The 20,905-nt window shown below is 72.0% G+C and carries 13 protein-coding genes; 2 read left to right on the top strand and 11 right to left on the bottom strand.

Features of this window, described 5'->3' with window-relative positions; all coding sequences use genetic code 11:
- Positions 1-26: 26 nt before the first annotated feature.
- From ABD340_RS00180 to ABD340_RS00145, 8 genes are all read right to left on the bottom strand, one after another.
- Positions 27-1,745: a BCCT family transporter gene (locus ABD340_RS00180; protein ID WP_344586170.1), complete on the bottom strand. Its 1,719-nt coding sequence runs from the start codon at positions 1,743-1,745 to the stop codon at positions 27-29.
- Between the two features lie 200 nt (positions 1,746-1,945).
- Positions 1,946-2,953 (bottom strand): effector-associated domain 2-containing protein, encoded by a 1,008-nt coding sequence (locus ABD340_RS00175; RefSeq protein WP_344586169.1) that lies wholly within the window; start codon positions 2,951-2,953, stop codon positions 1,946-1,948.
- A gap of 17 nt (positions 2,954-2,970) precedes the next feature.
- Positions 2,971-7,104: an FxSxx-COOH system tetratricopeptide repeat protein gene (gene fxsT / locus ABD340_RS00170; RefSeq protein ID WP_344586168.1), complete on the bottom strand. Its 4,134-nt coding sequence runs from the start codon at positions 7,102-7,104 to the stop codon at positions 2,971-2,973.
- Positions 7,104-8,156 (bottom strand): AAA family ATPase, encoded by a 1,053-nt coding sequence (locus tag ABD340_RS00165; RefSeq protein WP_344586166.1) that lies wholly within the window; start codon positions 8,154-8,156, stop codon positions 7,104-7,106. Before ABD340_RS00165 ends, fxsT (ABD340_RS00170) begins: the two co-directional genes overlap by 1 nt.
- Before the next feature lie 35 nt (positions 8,157-8,191).
- On the bottom strand, positions 8,192-9,760 hold the full coding sequence (locus ABD340_RS00160; RefSeq protein ID WP_344586165.1) for a VMAP-C domain-containing protein: 1,569 nt from the start codon (positions 9,758-9,760) through the stop codon (positions 8,192-8,194).
- On the bottom strand, positions 9,669-11,306 hold the full coding sequence (locus ABD340_RS00155) for an MFS transporter (RefSeq protein ID WP_344586164.1): 1,638 nt from the start codon (positions 11,304-11,306) through the stop codon (positions 9,669-9,671). The genes ABD340_RS00160 and ABD340_RS00155 overlap by 92 nt, the downstream gene beginning before the upstream one ends.
- A 455-nt stretch (positions 11,307-11,761) precedes the next feature.
- On the bottom strand, positions 11,762-13,822 hold the full coding sequence (locus tag ABD340_RS00150; protein WP_344586163.1) for a tetratricopeptide repeat protein: 2,061 nt from the start codon (positions 13,820-13,822) through the stop codon (positions 11,762-11,764).
- Positions 13,823-14,039: 217 nt separating this feature from the next.
- Positions 14,040-14,228, bottom strand: coding sequence for a hypothetical protein (locus ABD340_RS00145; protein ID WP_344586162.1), 189 nt, complete (start codon positions 14,226-14,228; stop codon positions 14,040-14,042).
- A 331-nt stretch (positions 14,229-14,559) separates the two neighbouring features.
- Between ABD340_RS00145 and fxsT (ABD340_RS00140) the strand changes: the two genes are divergently transcribed.
- On the top strand, positions 14,560-17,091 hold the full coding sequence (gene fxsT, locus ABD340_RS00140; protein WP_344586161.1) for an FxSxx-COOH system tetratricopeptide repeat protein: 2,532 nt from the start codon (positions 14,560-14,562) through the stop codon (positions 17,089-17,091).
- 90 nt (positions 17,092-17,181) lie between these two features.
- Here the strand turns inward: fxsT (ABD340_RS00140) and ABD340_RS00135 are convergent, their stop codons facing one another.
- The 3 genes from ABD340_RS00135 to ABD340_RS00125 form a co-directional block, all read right to left on the bottom strand.
- Entirely contained in the window at positions 17,182-18,408 is a 1,227-nt protein-coding gene (locus ABD340_RS00135; RefSeq protein ID WP_344586159.1) for an FxsB family cyclophane-forming radical SAM/SPASM peptide maturase, read from the bottom strand.
- 78 nt (positions 18,409-18,486) lie between these two features.
- A complete protein-coding gene (locus ABD340_RS00130) occupies positions 18,487-19,008 on the bottom strand; it encodes a GNAT family N-acetyltransferase (RefSeq protein ID WP_344586158.1) in 522 nt (173 codons plus the stop codon).
- A 143-nt stretch (positions 19,009-19,151) separates the two neighbouring features.
- Positions 19,152-19,352, bottom strand: a complete 201-nt coding sequence (locus tag ABD340_RS00125) for a hypothetical protein (RefSeq protein WP_344586157.1) — start codon at positions 19,350-19,352, stop codon at positions 19,152-19,154.
- Between the two features lie 604 nt (positions 19,353-19,956).
- On the opposite strand from ABD340_RS00125, the gene ABD340_RS00120 reads away from it, so the two are divergent.
- Positions 19,957-20,832: a hypothetical protein gene (locus ABD340_RS00120; RefSeq protein WP_344586156.1), complete on the top strand. Its 876-nt coding sequence runs from the start codon at positions 19,957-19,959 to the stop codon at positions 20,830-20,832.
- Positions 20,833-20,905 lie beyond the last annotated feature (73 nt).

The raw sequence follows: 20,905 nt of genomic DNA, 5'->3' as shown, positions 1-20,905 counted from the left end.
CCCGGCCGCCGTCTCAGATCTTCCGTTCAGGTCTTGACGGACGTTTCGTGGTCCCCGCCGTCACCGTTGCCGTAGGTGGGGACGACGCGCAGCTCGAAGTCGCCGTCGTACAGCTCGTGGCCGGTGATGACCGCGCTCTCCACGGCCTCCTCGCCCCGTTCGCCGCGCAGGATCAGCGGGTCGCTGCGCAGATCGCGGGTCAGCGCGACGCACATGCCGACCATGACCAGCATGAACGGGACGGCGACCAGGATGGTGAGGTTCTTCAGCCCGGTCAGCGCCGCGTCGCCGCCACCGCCGACCAGCAGCATGATCGCCGCGACCGCCCCGGTCAGCACACCCCAGATGACCACCACGACGCGGGTCGGCTCCAGCGTGCCGCGCTGCGACAGTGTGCCCATGACGATCGAGGCCGCGTCCGCGCCGGACACGAAGAAGATCCCCACCAGGATCATGACCAGCAGCCCGGTGACCCCGGCGATCGGGTACTCGCGCAGCACCGCGAACAGCTGCCCCTCCGGGGTGGCGTCGCCGCCGGTCAGCCGCGCGCCCTGCGACTCCAGCCGGGTCGCCGTGCCGCCGAACACCGCGAACCACAGCAGGCTGACCGTGCTCGGCACCAGGATCACGCCGCCGACGAACTGCCGGATCGTGCGGCCACGGCTGATCCGCGCGATGAACAGGCCGACGAACGGCGTCCAGGAGATCCACCAGGCCCAGTAGAACACCGACCAGTCGGCCAGCCATCCGGCGATGTCGGCGCCGGCGCTGGCCTCGGTACGCGCCGCCATCTGGGGCAGGTCGCCGATGAACGCGCCGATCGAGCCGGGCAGCAGGTCCAGGATCTGGACGGTCGGGCCGGCCACGAACACGAACAGCAGCAGTGCCAGCGCCAGCACCATGTTGGTGTTGGACAGCCACTGGATGCCCTTCTCGACGCCGGAGACGGCGGAGAGCACGAACGCCAGCGTCAGCACGGCGATGATGAGGACCAGGATGCCCTCGCCGACCTCCTTGGTCCAGCCGGCCGCCTCGGCGCCGCTGGCGATCTGCAGCGCGCCCAGGCCCAGCGACGCGGCCGACCCGAACAGCGTGGCGAAGATCGCCAGGATGTCGATCACCTTGCCGACGCCGCCGTTGGCGTGCTTCTCACCGATCAGCGGGGTGAACACGGCGCTGACGGTCTGCCGCCGGCCGCGCCGGTAGCAGCTGTAGGCGATGCCCAGCCCGACCACCGCGTAGATCGCCCACGGATGCAGCGTCCAGTGGAACAGCGTGGTCGCCATCGCGGTCTCGATCTTGTCCGCGGGGTCGGTGCCGGAGGTGCCCGGCGGTGGCTCGGCGAAGTGCGTGAGCGGCTCGTTCACCCCGTAGAACATCAGGCCGATGCCCATGCCCGCGCTGAACATCATCGCAACCCAGGAGACCGTCCGGAACTCCGGTTCCTCGCCCTCCTGACCGAGGGTGATCTTGCCGTACCGGCTGAACGCCAGCCACAGCGCGAACACCACGAATCCGGACGCGGCCAGCACGAACGCCCAGCCGAGGTTGTGCATGGTGCCGGTCAGGAGCGAGGTCGACACGCGCTCCAGCGAGTCGGTGGCCATGGCGCCCCAGACCACGAAGGCGAGGGTCAGCACCGCGGTCACGCCGAACACGATCCAGTCGGTCCGGGGCGGCAACGCCCCCCGCAGCCCGCCGGATGTGCCCAAGATCTCCCCTCCGCCGCTGTCGTCTGGTTTCACGCGTTTATCCGGCACCTTGTCTTCTCCCTGTCCGGGCCTCGGCCGCACTCCACGAGCCGCTGACGCCCTCGGCCTCCCACATAAATCGTTCCAACCAAGTAAACCTAGGGGGACGGTTAAGCGTCAGGCAAGATCCATCCCCACGCACAGTGACCTTACGCCCCCACCAGGTCGCCGTTTCGGGGGCCCGCCGTGGCCGCTCAGCCCTCGTACAGCAGGCGGACGATCGCCCGCTTGAACTCACCGAACGCCAACGACTCCCCCACGAACCCCTGCAGCACGCCCAGCAGTGCCTGCAGTCCCCCTGGGTAGTCCAGGCAGGTCCGGATGATCTCGTAGGTGTCGGCGCGCGCGTTGAACGACCGCGGCACCACGTCCCCGATCTCCGCGGGCAGCGCCCCGACCACCCGCTCGCGCTCCCGCTCGTTCTTCATCTGCGGCATCGCCAGCGCGCACTCGACCAGCTCGAACAGCACCTCGGACGGCACGTCCCGCCCCTCGTGCGACCAGCCTCCCGGCGCCGGCATCCCCTGCGGCCCCGGCTCGGCGAGGTCCGCGGAGACCGGGACGATCTCGCCGCCTCCCGCGACCGCACCGGACGGCGGCCGGCCCAGCCCCGGCAGGGTGACCCAGGCGGTGCCCTCCAGCTCCTTCACCCTGATCTCCAGCGGCAGGTAGTCCCGCCGGTCCAGCAGCCCCCGGCCCTGCCTGACCACGTCGTCGTAGACGCGCTGCGACACGATCAGGGCGAGATCGGCGTCCGTCGCGCGCAGCACCTCCTTGAACGGACCGGCGTCCAGGATCCGGAACGTGTCGTTCAACGCCGTCCCCACCAGCCCCTCGCCGTCCCAGTGCACCTCACCGGTGTTCACCGCGACGCGCAGCCGCATCCGCGCCGCCTCGCTGGAGAGCGCGTTGTGCCTGCGCACCTCGGCGCGCAGCCGGAGCGCGACCGAGGTGAGGAGCGACGCGGTGTCCACCTGCGGCGGGACGACCACCAGCACGCCGTCGCCGCGGTCCTCCTGGTACCGGCCGCCGGACGTGATCCCCTCCGCCTCGAAGGCCGTCCGCAGCGCGGCGTACAGCCCCTTCCTGACGTGGACGCGGGCGTCGTCGCCGCGGCGCTGGTCGCCGAAGGAGGCGACGTCGCAGACGAACTGGGAGCTGAGACCGGACGGACGCCATCCGCCGTTCGGGGAACCTGCCATGTCGACCCTCGGTTTTCTCACAGGGGCGGGAGTGCGATGTCGCAGTCGAGAAGGTCGCCCCGGGCCGCCGCCCGCACCTCGGGATGGTGCTCGCCGAGCAGCCCGGCCAGCGCGCCGGGGTCCGCCGCGCCTCCGGGCAGGCCGGCGGCGCGCCTGATCGTCGCGACGTTGTGGGCGCAGGCCAGCGTGTACGGGTGGCGCGGGCCGTGCCGGGCGCGGAAGCCGTCCCGGGCATGCTCCGCGAGATCGAGTGCCGCGCCCAGCTCGCCCAGCAGGTAGAGGTCCTTCGCCATGCCCGCCGCGCCGCACAGCGCGTAGTAGTGGTCCGGCCCCATGGAACCGTCCCGCCGCAGCGCCTCCAGCGCGGCGCGATCGGTGTCGAGCGCGGTCTGGACGTCGCCGACCACGCGCAGCAGGATGCCGAGGTCGATGGCGCAGGCGCTGGTGAACGGGTGGTCCTCGCCCAGCGTGCGGCGGTAGGACGCGAGCGCCTCCTCCGCCAGAACGCGTCCGGGGCCGGGGGATCCGGCGGCGGCGCGGGCGAGGGCGGCGGTCACCTTGGCGGCCTGTGCGCCGGGATGTTCGGCGCCGAACCGGCGGAGGTGACCGTCCAGGGAGAGGGTCGCCAGGCGCGCCGCGTCCGTCAGCCGGCCGGCCTTGCGGAGCGCCCCGGCGTGGACGGCCTGCGCCCGCAGGACGAGCGCGTGATCGCGGCCGAGGAGTGCGGGGGCCCGTGCGATGGCCGCCTCCTGCGCGCGAACGGCCTCGTCGTAGCGTCCGAGCCCGTGCAGATCGCGGGCGAGGCGATAGGCGACATCGAGGGCCGCCCGGTCGCCGTCGCGCGGGCGTTCCGGGCCCGCCGCGTCGATCGCGTGCGCCTCGTGGAACCTGCCCAGCAGGCACAGGTCGGCCGCGACCGCCGCGGCCGCGTGCAGCGTCTCGGGATGGTCCCGGCCGTACCGCTGCTCCACCCGCCTCCAGAAGTCCTCGTCGCGCTCGTACGCCCCCTTGAAATCGCCGCGGAGCCGGAGCATCGGGCCGCCGGCGCCGAGACGGCCGGCCGCCAGCACGGTGGCCGGGTGCGCGCGGCCCAGCTGAGCGCCCATGCCGCGGACGATGTCCGCGGCGATCTCCGCCGCCTCCGCCGGACGGCCGAGCGCCTCCAGCGCGTCCGTCAGGGCGCGGGCGGCGTCGTGCATGAGGGCGTCGAAGTCGCCGTGCCGGGCCCTCCACCGGGCCACGGCCTCGGCCGCCAGGGCCCGGCAGGTCTCGTGATCGCCTGAGCGGAGGAGGAGGCGCAACTGGTCCGCGACGACCTCGCGCGCGGCGTCGGGCCCGTCCGCGTCGATGAGCCCGGACGGGAGGAGGTGCGGGGTGACGAGTTCGGGCGTCGCGGCGATGAGGATCGCATGGACGCGGTCCCGCATCCGTGCCTGCTCCGCGGCCGGGAGCCGATCGCGCAGCACGGTCCGCACGGAAGGGGAGACCTGGAGAGTCCGGGCGTCCGGATCGAAACGGGCCACTTCAGAACGGTCGAGCGCGCGCATCGCGGAGAGCACGGCGGTCTCGTCCGCCGTGACCCCGGCGAGCAGACCGGCGGGCACCGGCTCCGAGCCGAGATACGACCAGAGCCGGAGCAGATCGGCCGCCGCGGGATCCGCCAGGTCGAGCCGTTCGAGAGTGAGGCCCAAGGCCGCGGCGTACGGATCCGCTTGGTCGGCGTGGATCCGTTCGTCGAGGAGTCCGGCGTAGTCGGTGTCCCCCGTGGACGTGAGCCAGGCGGCGGCCTGTGCCAGCGCGCCGGGAAGATCGCCGCAGCGTTCCGCGACCCGCTCCGCGGCGTCCGCCGGCAGCCACGGCACCCTGCGCCGGAGGAAGGAGACGCTGCGCGAACGCGCGAAGGCGCCCACCTCGACCGCCGCCGCCACGCGCGCCCATCGGCGATCCCGTGACGTGACCAGGACATCGCCGGTGCCGCCGCCGGTGCCGCGCGGCATCAAGGGGAGGACATCGGCGGGGTCGCACGCGTCGTCGTACACCAGCAGCCAGCGGCCGCCGCCCGGAAGCCCGCCGCGCAGCGCCCTGAGGAGGTTGCCGACGGTCACCCCGAGGTCATCGCTCGACGGCGTGCCCAGCCGGTGCGCCAAAGCGCCCAGGGACGCCCGAACCGATCGCGTGTCGGCCGCCGGTATCCACCAGACGAGGTCGTAGTCGCGAAGGCGGGCGTGGGTCGACTCGACCGCGAGCCGTGTCTTCCCCTCGCCACCGGGCGCGCCGTCCGTGCCCGGCAGCAGGACGACCGTCCCGGCGTCGCGCAATGCCCCGGCGACCCGCGGGATGAGGTCGTCGCGGCCGTGGAAGCCCGGATCGCGCGGCGGCACGCCCGCGAAGAGCGATGGGACGCCCCGCTCCGCCGGTTTCTCGTCGGGCCGGTCGTCCCCGGGGCCCCCGGCGGGGACAGGTGTTCCTTCCCCGGCGGCCGCGGTCAGCCGCCGGGCGACCTCCCCGTAACTCCCGCCGAGCCGCGCCAGCACACGCGCGGCCACCTGGGCGAACGGCTGGTCGGGCGGCAGCACGGCCGCGTCGTCCTGGACGGCGGCCAGCAGCGCCGGGAAGTCGAGCGAGGACCCCAGCCTGTCCCGGACCGTGCCCCACACCTCCCGGAGCACGGTCAGCGCCTCGTTCCGGCGCAGCCCGCCGAGCAGCACGTCCCGGACCCCGTCGTGGAACTCGTAGGCGACGGCGGACGGATCACGCGCGTCGCCGTCCGCCACGCGCATCAGGCCGCCCAGGAACACCTCCGCGAAGTGCGCCGGCGTCGACCGGGGCAGCATCGCCCGCTGGACGAGCCGCATCACCGGCAGCCGCAGCGGCGCGGCGGCCAGGTAGCCGGCCAGCTCGAACGCCTGCGGGGAGGCCGACGCGCGGAACCGCAGGACCCGTTCCAGCGCGGTCGGCTCCCCCTCCTGCGCCGCCTGCGACGGCGCGGGACGCTCCGCGACCGGACGTCCCGTGAACAGCGCCTCGCCCGCGATCTCCCGCCCGGAGCCCGCGACCATGGCGGCCCACGGCGCGAGCCAGCGCCGGTCCAGCTCCAGGACCGGCACCGCGACACCCGGCGGGACGGCCGCGCCGCGCTCCCGCGCCCGCACCGCCAGCCGGGCGTTGGCGGCCCCCGGCGCGGAGGCGCGCAGGTACACCTGCTCCGTGGCGGCCGCGCACCTGCGCCAGAGCCGCTGCGGAAGCGGCTGGACGATCGCGACGGCGCCCGACCGGCCCCACCGCTCCAGCAGGGCGGCGGCACGGCCGTCCTGCCAGGCCGCTCCGATGCAGTCGCTCACGACCAGGACGATCCGGCGCCCCTCGGCACCGGCCGAATCGGTGCCGAGCCGCAGACCGTCAGTGTCGGCGTCAGTGTCCAGGTATCGGATTCGCACGTCCCGGAACGCTCCGAGCCGTTCCAGCAGCAGCCGCAGCTCGTCGGCGGTGTGCCGCCACACCGTCATGGACGCCGCCACGTCCACGACCAGGACCAGGGCGAACCGGCGCTCCGGCACCGGGTCCAGCTGGGGCGCCCAGACGCCGGTCTCGGCGAACCGCCTGACCGTGCGCTTCGCGTTCAGGCGGCCGGGCCCCGGGGCCGGGACGTCCAGCCGCAGCGGGCGCAGCGCCCGTGCGAGTTTCAGCGTGCGCGGAAGCGCGGGAAGGGTCGGGGAACGGACGGGGAAGGAGACCTTCGCGTCACCGCCGGGCAGGGATCCCGGCAGGTAGAGGCCCGCCTGCCGCACGGAGGCCGCCGGCTCCCCCGGGACCGCTCCGTTTCCGGCTCCGGCCACCGTGCCGAGTTCGGCGCCGATGCCCGCGCCCGTCTTCGCGGGTGCGGCGGCCTGGGCCCGGCCGTTCGTCGAGCCGGACGGCCCCTCCCCATGTGCCGCGTCCCCGGATGCCGTGCCGTTCCCCGGCGTGAACTCCGCCGCTCCGGGCCCGGTGCCGCTCGCGTCCGCGGTCCGCGGTCCCGCGCCGTTCCCGCCTTCCGGACGGCCGCCGCCGGGCGGGTCGAGGAACCGGGCCAGCCACAGCGCGTCCGCCAGCTCTTCCGCCGAGGGCGCCGGCTCCACCCCGTCCAGCGCGTCGACCAGCCGCTCGATCATCACGGCTCCTTGAGGTTCAGCGGCCGCAAGATCTCGTCAAGCAGCTCTCCCCGGGTGGTCTCGGGCGACAGCGAGCGGGCCAGGAAGACCGCGTTGAGCAGCTGGTCGGTGGCCAGGTCGGCCAGCTCGCGGCGGGCGATGAAGGTGCTGATCAGCCCCTCCGCGGCGGCGTGGTCGTCCGGGCTGAAGTGGGCGTCCACGATGTCGGCCAGCTGGGCCGCGGTGGGCGGCTCGATCATCACCCGCAGGCAGCGGCGCAGGAACGCGGGCGGGAACTCGCGCTCGCCGTTGCTGGTGATGATCATGATCGGGAAGTCGGAGCAGCGCACCCGGCCGCGCCTGATCGTCGCGCGGCCGCCCTCGTCGGCGGTCATCACCTCGACCGGCGGCGCGTCGTCGGGCAGCCGTTCCAGCTCCGGAATGCCGAACCCGCCCTCCTCCAGCACGTTCAGCAGATCGTTGGGCAGGTCGATGTCGCTCTTGTCCAGCTCGTCGATCAGCAGCACGCGGGGGCGGCTCCCGGGCAGCAGCGCGGTGCCCAGCGGCCCCAGCCTGATGTACCGGCCGATGCCGGGCGGTTCGTCGTCATCCTCCCGCGTGTTCGCCGCGGCGGACGGGGGCTGGGGCGCGTTCCAGCCGCGACGCAGACCGGCGTCCTGCAATCGCGCTATCGCGTCGTAGTCGTACAGGCCCTGCCGCAGCGTCGTCCGGCTGTTGACCGGCCAGCGCAGCACCGGCTCCAGCCCCAGCTCGTAGGCGATGTTGAACGCCAGCGTGGTCTTGCCCGATCCGGGCTTGCCCGTCACCAGCAGCGGGCGGCGCAGGTGCAGCGCGGCGTTCACCCGGTCCACGATCCGCTCGTCGACCCGGTAGGCGACGGCCCGCTCGCGGTCGCCGAGCCGGCCGGCCGCCACCGAGCCGCCCGGGCCGAACCGCCGCCACGGCGGGGGCGGCGGCAGCCGGTCGATCCCGTCGTGCGGGCCGCTGTTGCCGCGGAAGATGCGAAAGCCGCCGTTCTGGTCCTGCTGCGGTGCGGGGTCGGGTTTCGCCATGCGGCCCTCCGGGGCTGGTCACGCGGGTGGTCCGGTCACGCCGGCGGTCTGAGCGGTTCGTACACCTCGGGAAAACGGTCGGCGTCGTCGTAGAGCAGGGCCAGGTGCGAGCCGACGTGCTCCTCCGTCCGCCGCACCTCCACGCCCGCGCCGGGCACGGCCCCGGCGCCCACGGCGACGGCCTCCTGCCCCGCCATCGCCTCGGCCCTGACCTGCGCGCCCTGCGCCAGCACCGCCTCGCGGCGCAGCTCGCGCACCTTCCGCGGCAAGGACGGCAGGTCGGACTCCAGCAGCGCGCGGACCTCGTCGGCGAAGCGGCCGGACGCCCCGCCGTCCCGGCACCAGACGGCGACCGGCATGCCCGCCTGCAGGCCGACCCAGAGCTCGTCGACCCGTCCGGTGCCGCCGCGGCCCGGCGGGAACGCCATCGCCAGCCCGACCGAGGACGGTTCCGACAGCAGCGTGAACAGCAGCTCGTCGTCGTATCCGCCCGGTTCGGCGATCCGGTGGACGGTCGCGCCCGCCGGGTCCGCGCGCAGCCGCCGCCACTTCGCCCGCCAGCTGTGCCACGGCGCGCCGCCCCGCAACCGGTCCATGCTGCGCAGGACGACCGGGTACTCGACGCCGAGCCGGCGCCGCACCCCGGCAATCGTGATCTTGAACTGGTCGAAGGGCTGGTCGAGCAGCTCGCGCGGCAGCACGAACTCGATCGTCAGCTCCGGGTTCTCCCGCGCCACCACCCGGCCGTCGCGTGCCAGCAGCGCCTCGACCAGGGCGGGCAGCCGGGCCGGCGGCAGCGGTTCCTCGTCGCAGTGCAGCATCACTGCGGGGCGGCCGGCGGGTTGCAGCCACGCGGTCACCTCGAAACGGTCCGGGTCGGCGCCGTCCGGCCGGCACTCGATCACCAGGTAGGCGTCGGATTCGGGGTCCAGGGACGGCGCGGCGGGCTCCAGGATCCGGGGGAGCCGCCGGAGCCGCTCCGCGGAGAGCCCGGACCGCTCTGCGAACCGGATCGTCCATTCCCCGAACGCGGTGGCCGTGGCGCCCCTGGCGTACCCGGCGAGATGGTTGACGAAGACGAGCAGCGGGGCCACGCCGTCCGTGCGGAGCGGCATCTCCTCCAGCTGCTCGATGATGTCCCGGACGCCGCGGACCTCCAGCCCGAGCGGCGGCCCGACGGGCCCGACGGCGTGCTGGTAGAGCAGCGGGAGCGCGGCGGTCTGGAACGGGCTCAGCCCCTGCCTCTCCAGGGCCTGGACGAGCTGGTTCAGCTCCTGCCGTTCGCCGCCGGCCAGCAGCGGCTCGGGCAGCAGCTCCTCGACGAGCGCGCGCAGCGCCCGCACCGAGCGGCTGCCGCGGTGGAAGGTCTCGACGGCCTCCAGCAGCATGTGGATCCCGCCCGGGCTGTCCAGGCAGGCGTCGACCAGGCCCCACACGTCATGCCCCGCCTGCTCGTGCCGGTCCAGGTGGAGGCCGTGCCCCAGATCGCGCTCGAGCACCGAGATGCAGAGGTCACGGGTGCTGCGCAGCCGCATGCTGTCGATCTCCAGGAACGCGGCGACAAGCCGCCGCTGATCCCGGACGTCCAGTGACCTGGCCCTCATTCCATGCTCCGAACACTCCGTCCGCAGGCATGCAAACAACCGCCCCACTGGTGGCACCCAGGGTACCGCCAATTCTGATCTTGGTGAAGGGACGGAGATCGCGGCCGCGGCTCCACCGTTCCGCACTCATTGATTCATGCGAGGCACATCGGAGTGATGTCTCATGACACAAATTCGCCGGAGTCTCGATGTCCCGGTGCGCCGAGCCCGATTGCGACGGGCCCACATGCGACAGCACCAGCAAGGCCACCATTCGCCAGCGCCACCTGACCGAAATATCGGTCAGCCGCTTTCTGGTCGGAGGGAACGCCACAATAGAGACCGAGATCGCCAGCACCGCCATGACGAGGGAGACGAGCATCGCGGTGCCCCGCGGCTCCAGCTCGGCGATCAGGTAACCGCCGCTCAGCGCGCCGAGCGGCAGCGCCCCGCCGGTCACGAACCTGCTGATCCCGGTGATCTTGCCTTGCAGGTCGCGCGGCACATGCGACGCTTTGTGCACCTCGAGCGCGACGTTCACATGCACGCCCATGTAGCTGCAACTGCCCCAGGCGACCAGACCGGCCAGCGGCTGGTCGACGAGCGCCACGACCGAGACCAGTGCCAGCCAACTCCAGACGCACCGCACCACGATTCTCTCGGCCCCCGCCTTGCGCAACGCACGCGGCGCGACAAAGGCGCCGAGCAGCCCGCCGATACCCGATGCCGACAGAAAGAGTCCGGTCAGGGAGCTGGAAATACCCCGCTCCTGGGCGGCGACGATGAGCAGCAGCACGACCGTCTGGAAGAAGAAATTGGCCACCGCGCAGACGACGAGGACCGTGCACAGGAATCTGTCTTTTCTGAGTAATTCAAGGCTGCTTCGTGCGAGGGACTCCGAGGCCGGTAAATCCGACCGCGCCGCCCCGGCGGCCGGCACCGCCCGGTGCCCCGTTCCGGCCCCGCCCCGGCCCGCCCTCATCCGCCTCATCATGCCGAACGAGAACAGGGCCGCGACCGCGTCGACGACATAGGGCAGCAGGTGCCAGATACCGAAAAGGACCCCGCCGAAAGGACGCCCCAAGACCTGCGCCACATGGTGGCGCGCCTCATTCTGCGCCAGCGCCACCTGACGCTTGCGCGCCTCCCGCCGATCCGCGCCGGGACCGGCCGAGTACACCAGGTCCCGGACCGCGGCGCTCTCGGCGATGCCGTAGAAGATCGCGCAGGTGCCCGCCACGATCACGGCGGGAAGCAGCAGCCAGGTCGGCCCGCCCACGGTCATCAGCCCGCCCACGAACACGATCCCCGCCGCCATCCGGACGAGCTGGCTGACCTGCATGATCCTGCGCCGGTCCGCGCGGTCGGCCAGCCAGCCGGCGGGCAGATGGAACAGCAGCCCCGGAAGCGCGCCCGCCGCCGCCGCCCATCCGGCCGAGACCGCGGAACCGCCCAGCGACAGCGCCAGGAGCGGGGTGGCCGTCCCTGCCCCGACCGCCCCGAACTGCGAGACCACCGAACCGGTCCACAGCAGCCTGAAGTCGCGTTCCCAGATATGGCGTGCCATTTATTCCGCTCGCCAGGAGGAGATCATCTCCCGCCATTCTGCTGGCCCCGGGGCAATGACCGCGCTAACTACGGATAGCCGTTCGTCCACATATCGGCATGCTCCGACCACGTCGATCAATCCTCAGCCCAAGAACGAAAAACCTGAGCGACCGCGGCGGTGGCCGTCCGCTCCTACCGGTGGGATGCGCGCCACCTCGACGCCGGCAAGGGAACGCTACCGAACCGCGCTCCACTCCCGACCGGGATCGCAGAAAATCGCAATATGTGACGCGCGCGAGAACGGACCGCGCCACCCACCGCGCCGCGATCGCCACCACCCGTGATGACAAAGGCGCGGTATCCGCCCTCATGGCGGACCGCCTGACGGCACAGGTCGCCCGTACCCGCTTCCATCGGCTTTATTGCGCCAAATCCGAGATTCTCGGTGATCCAGCCATTGCGGTCGGCGACGGATCATTCCCTCCCGGTGGCACGCGACGCGCGGGACCCGGTGGTCATGAGCCGCCGCGCCTCGTCCCGCAGATGCGGCGGCAGCGGCGGACGCCCGGCCCGCATGGCCCGAGCCGCGAACACGGCCGCGTCCTCCTGCCCGCGCAGCCCGCGCACCCGCGCGACGCGCAGCAGCACCGGCCCGCTCTCGGCCGCCTCACCGAGGATCCCGGCCGGATCCGGCCACACTCCGTCGTGCCCCCCGACACCCCCGACGAGATCCCGCGGATCCGCGGCATCGTCGCGCGCGGTCTCCGCGAGGACCCAGGCGGCGCGGGTGGACGGCCGGTCCAGGTGATCGACACGGCGCAGATCGCGCAGCCCCGGCTCGGTCCGGCCGAGGTCGACCAGCATCTCCCCGCGCGCCCGCAGCGCCTCCGGGGTGTCGCCGTCCCGCGCGAGCACGGTGTCCAGGACGGCCACCGCCGCCGTCGGCTGACCGGCGCCCCAGAGCGCCTGCGCGAGCGCGATCTGGACGACCAGATCGTTCGGCAGCCGGCTCGCCGCGGTCCGCAGCTCCCGGACGGCGTCGGCCGCGCTGCCGTCCATGAGCAGCCGGCCCAGCGCGGCGAGCAGGAGGCCGACCGCCCGGCCGTCCTGCAGAACCTCGAAAATGCTCGCCGAGCTGCGGTAATGCTGGACGGCGAGGTCGGCCCGGCGGCGCTCGCAGGCGATGTTGCCCAGCAGGTGCTCGGCCTCGGCCCGCAACCGCAGCCCGTCGTTGCCGCAGGCGCGGATCACGGCCTCCGCCGCGTACCACGCCTGGGCCGCGTCCCCCGTGCAGAGAGCGCGCTCGGCCGCCTGCAGCAGCTCGGCCGGCTCCGGCCGCCGGACGGGCCAGGACCGCTCGCCCAGCGCCCGCACGGGCCCGATCATGCGCGGATGGTGGAGCTCGTGGGTCCGGACGCCGGCCCGGACCCGCACCCTGACCAGATGCAGGTCCTCCACGGCGCGCAGGACGGAGGCGGGCATCTCGGTTGGCGGGCCCGTGCCGAGCCTTTCTTCGGCGACCCCGCCGCCGCTGCCGCGATCGGCGAAGGCCGCACGGAACCACGAGACCACCCGTCCCGAGGCGATGCGGTGGTCGGCCGCGACCGCCGCCAGCGCCTGGCCGCAGAACTCGCCGAGCACCTCGTCGACCTCGCCCGCCAGCCGTCCGGTGCGAGGTCCGGCGTCGAGGGCGGCGGCGGGCTCGGGCCCGGCCCAGAGGCGGGCGCACACCAGTTGCAGCAGGGCCGGCGCCACGGTCGGGATCCGCCGGTCCGTCGCCTCCCAGGGCGTCCGGACCGTGCGGAGCTCGTCCACCAGCGATTCCACGGCGTCCCGGCCCGGCTCCCTGCCGGTGCCGGTGAGCGGCATGTGGACGGCCTGCACCGCGGCGTCCCGGTCGAAGGGGCGCAGCGGGTAGTGCGTGCCGGCGTCCTCGCCGAGCCGCTCACCGAGCGACAGCAGATCGTCGAGATGCTCCTCCCGTCCGGCCAGCAGGAGGCGCAGGTTCGGCTCGGCGGTCAGCGCATCCTGGAGTTGGTCGAGGAAGCGGCGGCGCTGCCCGGCGTGCGGCATCGGCTCCCGGAACAGCAGCTCGGCTTGATCGATCACCGCGAACGTGGGCACGGGCGCGCCGAACCTGTCCTTGCGGCGGTGCCTGCGGAGGGAGTTCAGGACCGACAGCCCCGCGACGCGGATCGGGGACTCGTCCGGGTACCAGGACGACAGCAGCGCGAGGGTGAACGGGTTCTGCTCGGGGAACGCCGCCGTGGGGAAGACGTTGCGGCGCCAGATCTGGCCCAGCGGCAGGACGTGCGCGCCCTCCGCGCGCAGGCGCGGCACCACGCCCGCGCACACCAGCGAGGTCTTGCCCACTCCGGCGCCGCCGTGCAGCACGGTGAGCCGGCTGTCCCGCCAGAGCGCGGACAGTTCCTCGATCTCCCGGTCGCGGCCGAAGAAGATGCGGTCGTCCCCGATACCGAAGGGGCGCGTTCCGACATAGGGAGGCGACCCCTCGGCCAGGGAATTGGTGAGCACCGGACGACCTCCGCACGGGACCTCCGCGGACGGACGGCGGTGTCCGCGGGGACGCTGGTCCGACCAGAGTAATACGCCCCGGCCCGGCCATATCGGCTAATCGGCCATCGACCCGGCCGCAAATTGCGATCATGAATTGCCGGCGATCCCGGCCCGGGCGTCAGATCTCTCGTCGGGACGGTGGGAACGGCGTCGCCGCGTTATTCTCCCGAGCCGGTCAGTAGCCGATGAGCTTGTTGTCGAAACCGCCGCCCAGCGGCCCCCTTCCGGGCCGCTCCGGGTCGAGCAGCTCGATCAGGGCGTGCACGAGGGCCGATTCGGGACGTGCTGCCAGCTGGGAGAGCGTGACGCCGGAGGTGTTGATGGGTTCGACGTCGGCGTGCGTCTGGAGTTCCTGCTCTGCCATGCGCTCTCCCTGGGCAAATGGTGGGCCACCGTTCGTTGCCGTGGGCCGGCGCGCCGGGGTCCGCCGGATCGGCCGGGTCGCGGCGTGGGCGGGATTTGTTGCCGCCCGCGGTGATTCTTCCACCAATGATTGCCACCGTCCATCCCCATTAAGGTCCACACAGAACCACCATTAAAGCCGGACCATATGCAGGAGGAAGGTGGTGGCAGTGTCACATGACACATTAGCCAATCCTTTTCCCTAATCCCCGCGCAGAGCAGACTTGTCTGATAGGTAAGTGTTACGGAAAATTGCAAAGGTCATGACCGGTACGGACCCGGAGGTGGCTCGGATGACCAACCCACGCCCGGAGGCGACGCGACCGGCGGGACGTGTACCCGAGGTGTGGGGAAGAATCCCACCCCGCAACAAGAACTTCACCGGCAGGGAAGAACTGCTGGGGCAGCTCCGCGACGGCATCGCCGGCCAGGTGACGGCTGTCGTGCCGCACGCGTTGCACGGGCTCGGCGGCGTCGGCAAGACCCAGATGGCCGTCGAGTACGCCTACCGGTTCCGCTCGGAGTACGACGTCGTCTGGTGGATCCCCGCCGACCAGCCCGTGCTGGTGCGCTCCTCGCTGGCGAGCCTGGCCCCGTTCCTCGGGCTGCCGCCGGCGACCGCCAGCGGCATCGAGGACGCGGCCAAGGCGGTGCTCGAGGCGCTGCGCCGCGGCGAGCCGTACGAAAGCTGGCTGCTGATCTTCGACAACGCCGACCAGCCCGAGGACCTGAACGAGATCATCCCGCACGGCCGCGGCCATGTGCTGATCACCTCCCGCAACCACCGCTGGGAGGGCGTCGTCGACACCGTCGCGGTGGACGTGTTCCGGCGCGAGGAGAGCCTGGAGTTCCTGCAGAAGCGGGTGCCGCGGGCCATCACCGCCGAGGACGCGGACCGCCTCGCGCACGAGCTGGGCGACCTGCCGCTCGCGCTCGAACAGGCGGGCGCCCTGCAGGCCGAGACCGGCATGAGCGTCGCGGAGTACCTGCGGCTGCTCGCCGAACACACCAGCCGGCTGCTGGCCGAGGGAAAGCCCACCGAGTACCCGGTGTCGATGACCGCCGCCTGGGGCCTGTCGGTGGCCAGCCTGAACGACAAGCTGCCCGAGGCCATCGCCCTGCTGCGCTGCTGCGCCTTGTTCGGCCCCGAGCCGATCCCCCGGGACGCCTTCAGCCAGCCGCGGCTGCGGCTGAGCGAGCCGCTCGCCGGGCTCGTCCGCGACCCCATCCTGCTCAGCAGGGTGATCGGTGAGCTGGGCCGGTACGCCCTGGCACGGCTGGACATCCCCAACCGCACCATCCAGGTCCACCGGCTGATCCAGGCCCTGGTGCGCGAGGAGTTGCCGCCGGACGAGCAGCGGCGGCTGCGCGACGAGGTCCACCTGCTGCTCTCGGGCTACGCCCCCAGCGACCCCAACCAGCCCGACAGCTGGAAGCGGTACTCCGAGCTGCTGGGGCACATCGTCCCGGCCGAGGTCGGCCGCAGCGCGGCGGCCGAGGCCCGCCGGCTCGCCGTCGACATCGTGCGGTACCTGTACGCGTCGGGTGACTTCCAATCGGCCCGCGACCATGCCGAGAGCTTCCTCCCCAGGTGGATCGCCGACTCGGGGGAGGAACACCCGGACGTCCTCGAACTTCGCATGGAACAGGCCAACATCCTGCGGGAGCTGGGCGACTACGAGGGCTCGTCCAATCTCAACCTGAGCACGCTGGAGGTGGCCGAGAAGATCCTCGGTGCCGACGACGAACTGACCCTGCGCTTCCTCCGCGGCGAGGGCGCCGACCTCCGCGCCCGCGGCGATTTCCAGCGCGCGCTCGAACGCGACGAGCAGCTGCTGCGCCGCTACGAGGCCAAGTTCGGCGAGCTCGACCTGAGAACCGTCAGGACCGCGAACAACGTGGCGCTGGACTACGGGCTCAGCAGTTCCTACACCCGTTCCAAGGAAGTGCTGGAGGGCGCGTACCAGACCTGTCTCGCCCTGGAAGCGAACAACGACGACAAGCTGACCCATCTCACCATCTGGAGCGGGCTCGCTCGGTCCGTGCGGCTCTGCGGCGACTATTCGGAAGCCTGCGACCTGGGCGAGGACGCCTACGCCTACAGCGTCGAGCAGTTCGGAGTCGAGCACAGCTGGTCGTTGCGCACGGGCAGAGACCTGTCCATCGCATGGCGGCGCATGGGCGAGCTCGACCGCGCGCGTGAACTGGCGGAGGACGTCCACGCCCGATGCGTCCGCCAGTTCGGCCTCAACCACCCCGACACGCTCGCCGCCGCGATGTGCCTGGCCAACCTCCTGCGCACTCGCGGCGACACCTCCGAGGCCATGGACTTGGCCGCCGACACCGTACGCCGCTACCCCAGGGTCTACGGGCCCACCCACCCGTACAACTACGGCTGCATGGGGAACCTCGCCATCATGCACCGCGTCATGGACGACCCGCAGTCCGCGCGGGAACTCAACGAGCAGGCATTGGCCGGCCTAGAGAGCAAGCTGGGCCGCGACCACCACTACGCGCTGACCGTGGCCACCAACCTGGCCAGCGACCTGGCCGCACTCGGCGACTACGACAACGCCGGCCGGCTGGGACGCGGCACGCTGCGCCGCCTGCGAGCCGTCCTCGGCGACAACCACCCGATGTCCCTCTCTTGCGCGGCCAACCTCTCCGCCGACTTGAAAGCCCTCGATGAGAAAGAGGAGGCGGCGGCGCTCTTCGAGACGACCAAGGCCGCGTACACCCGCACGCTGGGCCTCGAACACCCCGACACGAAGGTCTTCCTAGAGGGCCGCCACCTCGACGCCGACTTCGACCCGCCGCCCATCTAGGGGTGTTTCATAAGCCTGCTGTCCTGCTGCGCTACGCCCAGGCACGCATCTGAACGCCGCTCGCCACGGACGAGACTTATGAAACGCCGCCTAGGCGTCCTGCAACGCCTTCACGTCGGCCGACAGGACCTCGTGGATGTGCGTGATCAAACGGTAGAGGTCGTTGCAGTAGACCGACCGGTTGAGGAAGCCCTGTCCCGAACGGTAGCGGTGCACGTAGTGCCCGCCGCCGCACACGTTCCTGATGCGGCAGTCCAGGCAACGCGGCGCGAGCGCCCGCGCGCCGATCTGGCGGGCGACGATCGGGGGCAGCATCAGCGCCGTGTCGAACGGATCGCGGGACACGTGCAACGGGGTGCCGGCCGCGCCCGCGAACGTGGACTTGAGCGAGTCCACCTGCTCGATCTGGCCGTTGGTCTCCACGACCACCAGCGAGACCGGCGCCAGCCCGACCGCCTCGGTGACCGAGCGCCGGCCGAGCAGCAGCCGGACGATCTCGTCGAACATCCGCACGCGGGTCTCCCGCACCTTCGCCCCGTACCAGCGGTCGAACACGCCGACGAGCCACTCCCCGTAGGGAGCCGTGCCGTCGTCGGGCCGTCCCGGGGGCGGCGTGTCCCAGTTGCCGTGCGGCAGCAGGAAGTCGACGGCGGGCGGGTCGAACTCCAGCAGGGCCTCGTAGGTCCGTACCGGATCGTTCCGCAGGTCGATCGTGCTGAGCAGGCCGCCGAACAGGCGCCGGTGCGGCGGTCCCGTCAGCGCGTCGACCGCCGCCCGCACGTCCCGGAAGCTGCCCCGCCCGTCGGCCCGGCGCCGGTGCAGGTCGTGGCCTTCCTCGTCCCCGTCCATGCTGACGGCGACGGTGACGTCCAGCTCGTCGAAGAGCTCCAGGAAGTAGGGGTCGAGCAGCACCCCGTTGGTCTGCACGTGGAACCCCACCTCGACATCCGGCATGGCTTCGCGGATCGTCGTCGCGGTGTAGCGCAGGTGCTCCACCCCGGCCAGCAGCGGCTCGCCCCCGTGCAGGACCACGTCCACCTTGCGCAGCAGGTTCGCCTCGGCGTGCTCGGCGATCCGGCGCGCCACCTGGTCGACGATGGGACGGCTCATGCGCCGCGGCTGGCGGCGCCACCCCTGGTCCGCCATCTCGTACATGTAGCAGTAGTCGCATGCCAGGTTGCAGCGGCTGTGCACCTTGATGATGAACTCCCGGAACGGGGTGGGGCGCCAGCCCTCCTCCAGAAGTGCCCGCACGTCGAGCGTGTCCGGCCATTCATGCCGGGATGGGGACGTGAGCAACTCGACATCGACGGCCACGCCTGAACGACCTCCCAGATGAGATCCGAGCGCGGCACTGCGCCCCATTTGTCCGCTTATCGTGCAGACTCAAGATCACTAAACCCGATCATTGGTGATCGCCCAGCGCTCGAAATCCCGCCACACCCCGTCGACCCTGATCAGCCCCGGCGAGAACCCCTCCCGCCGCATCCCCACCTTGGCCGCCAGCCGCAGCGACGCCACGTTCTCCGGCTGGATGTCGGCCTCCAGCCGATGCAGCCCGAGCCGCTCGAACCCGTAACGCACCGCCAGCCCGACCCCCTCGGTCATGAAGCCGCACCCCTGGTGCGGCACGAACGCGCCGTACCCGAGCACCCCCTTCTCATACGAGGCCCGCTCGATCCGGCTGATCCCGACGAACCCCGCGATCGCCCCCGTGCTCCGCAGGCACACGACGAAACCCACGGCCGTGACCTGGTCGAACCGCGCCAGATACTCGCCGAACGCGTCGACGGTGGTCGGCACCCACACCCAAGGATGATGCAGTTCCGTACTGGCCTTGGCGAGCGCGACGAACTCGTCCCTGTCTTCGACGGACGTCCGCCGCAGCACCACCCGGCCGCCAACCCCACCGTCCACCAGCCAGAATCTACGCGAGACCCCTCACAACCCCCCGATTTTGTCCCGTTCCGGCAACATCACTACATCGCGTCGCCGGTTCACCGCCGGACGCGGAACCGGACCGGCTCCCGCATCTACGAATCCCTTTACGGGGGAGAAGGCTACGTGGCGGCCCTCCCCACCCCGCCAGGCGCCGGCGGTGAGCAGTCCCAGAACAGCTCGCCGCCGACCTGAGCGAGGCCGCCGGGGTCCGGATCGATGGTGAAGTGGATGCGGCCCGTCCGGACGAGGCCGTGCTTGTTGTCGTCCACCTTGATGTGCGGGTCGGAGACGCCGCCGGTGCCGAACATGGCGACGTGCAAACCGTGGTTCTCCAGGATCCAGTGGTAGAAGTCGCCGCCGACCCGGGCGGCCAGCGGCCCGGCCCGATCAGCTCCGCCTGGGCATCGGCAGGACGCCGTCGGCGTCCTTGGGAAGGACGAGCCTGCCCTGCGGCAGCAGGGTGAGCTTGATCCTGGGGAAGCGCGAGTGGTTGTCCGTCGGCTGAGCCTGAGTGTGTCGGTGCGATCTCCCGGATCGACCGAATGAGAAAGGCGGCCGACGCGGACGGATCCATGTCGGGGGCCGCTCGCTTTCAGTCCAGGGGGGAGGTATCCCACGGGGATTCGGAGCCGCATGAGCTCATGCAGTGGCATGGCGTCGATGGCCGCGTGCAGCACGGCGCGCAGCCGTTCCACCTGGGGTCCCTCGCCGGTGGACGGGGCCGAGGCGGCGCCGCCGGAGGTGGCGGCGGGCACCGGGCCGAACGGGTTCAGATCGACCGCGTTCTGCTCCGTCCACGCCGTGATGTGCGCCCCGACGCGTCCCGCAGCTCGGGCCGTTCGAGCTGCTGGGCGAACCATACCCGTCTGCCTGTCCCGGTCAACCTCTTTGACCAGCCGGGCACGCTCTGGGAGCTTGATCGCCATGTCCGCGCCCCCGCCCTGGGTCGACGACCTGTTCCCCTTCCCCACACCTCCCGCGCTCGCCAAGCTGATCGACATCGCCTGGGAACACGCCTTCACCGACGAGGACCTGTACGACGAGTGCCTCCTGGCATCCCACTTCGGCTTCATGTTCGACCTGGAAGCCGTCCCCGCCGCACCCGACGGTTGGGAATACACGTATCCAGGCCCCGCGCTGGCGAGTGGCGTGCGACAGGACTTCGTTCCGCTGTGGGCCACGCCCGAGTTGGTGCGGTTCGGCAGCCTGGGCACCGGCACCTACGTCGGATGGGTGGTTCTCGCGCCGGAACTGAACGGAGCCGATCACCCCGTCGCCCTCTTCGGCGACGACGCCGGGATGCGGCTCATCGCCAGGGACACCCGGGCCGGCCTGGAGTGGATGCTCTCGCTGGGACTCCGCAGACAGAACCTCCGGGACGACGCCCGCGCCCTCATCGCCCGGCTCGCCGCCGAACTCGACATCCACCCCGCCCCCGAGCACGGCATCACCCCGGACGGTTCCGACGCGGTGGTGCCACTCGAGCCCGCCGTCCCGTCCGGCTGGAGGCATGTGCCCGGCCGGGACGGGACCGGAGTCGGCGTGCTGGCCCCGGCCGATGCCTTCGCCGCCCAAGGCCCCGTGAACTCCGGCGAACTGGACGAGATCCTCGCCGGCGCCGACCGGCTACTGGACGCGGGCTTCCCGGCGTCCGCCCTGCTGGAGCTCACGGACGCTTTCCACGACGACCCCGACCGGTTCGCCGGCCTGCACCCCCTCTGGGCGCGCGCCTACCGTGACCTCGGCCGTCCGCGGTTCGCCGACCGGCTCGCCCTCATGGCAACGATGTACGACCGGTGAATACCCCCAAGGTTGGGGGATGTGCGACGTTCCCGTATATTCCGGGTCTCTACTGGGCGGGCATGGGGCGGTG

This window comes from Actinomadura vinacea (assembly GCF_039532545.1).
In the GTDB taxonomy this organism is placed as follows: Bacteria; Actinomycetota; Actinomycetes; order Streptosporangiales; family Streptosporangiaceae; genus Spirillospora; species Spirillospora vinacea.
This window is presented reverse-complemented; position numbering and strand designations above follow the sequence as displayed.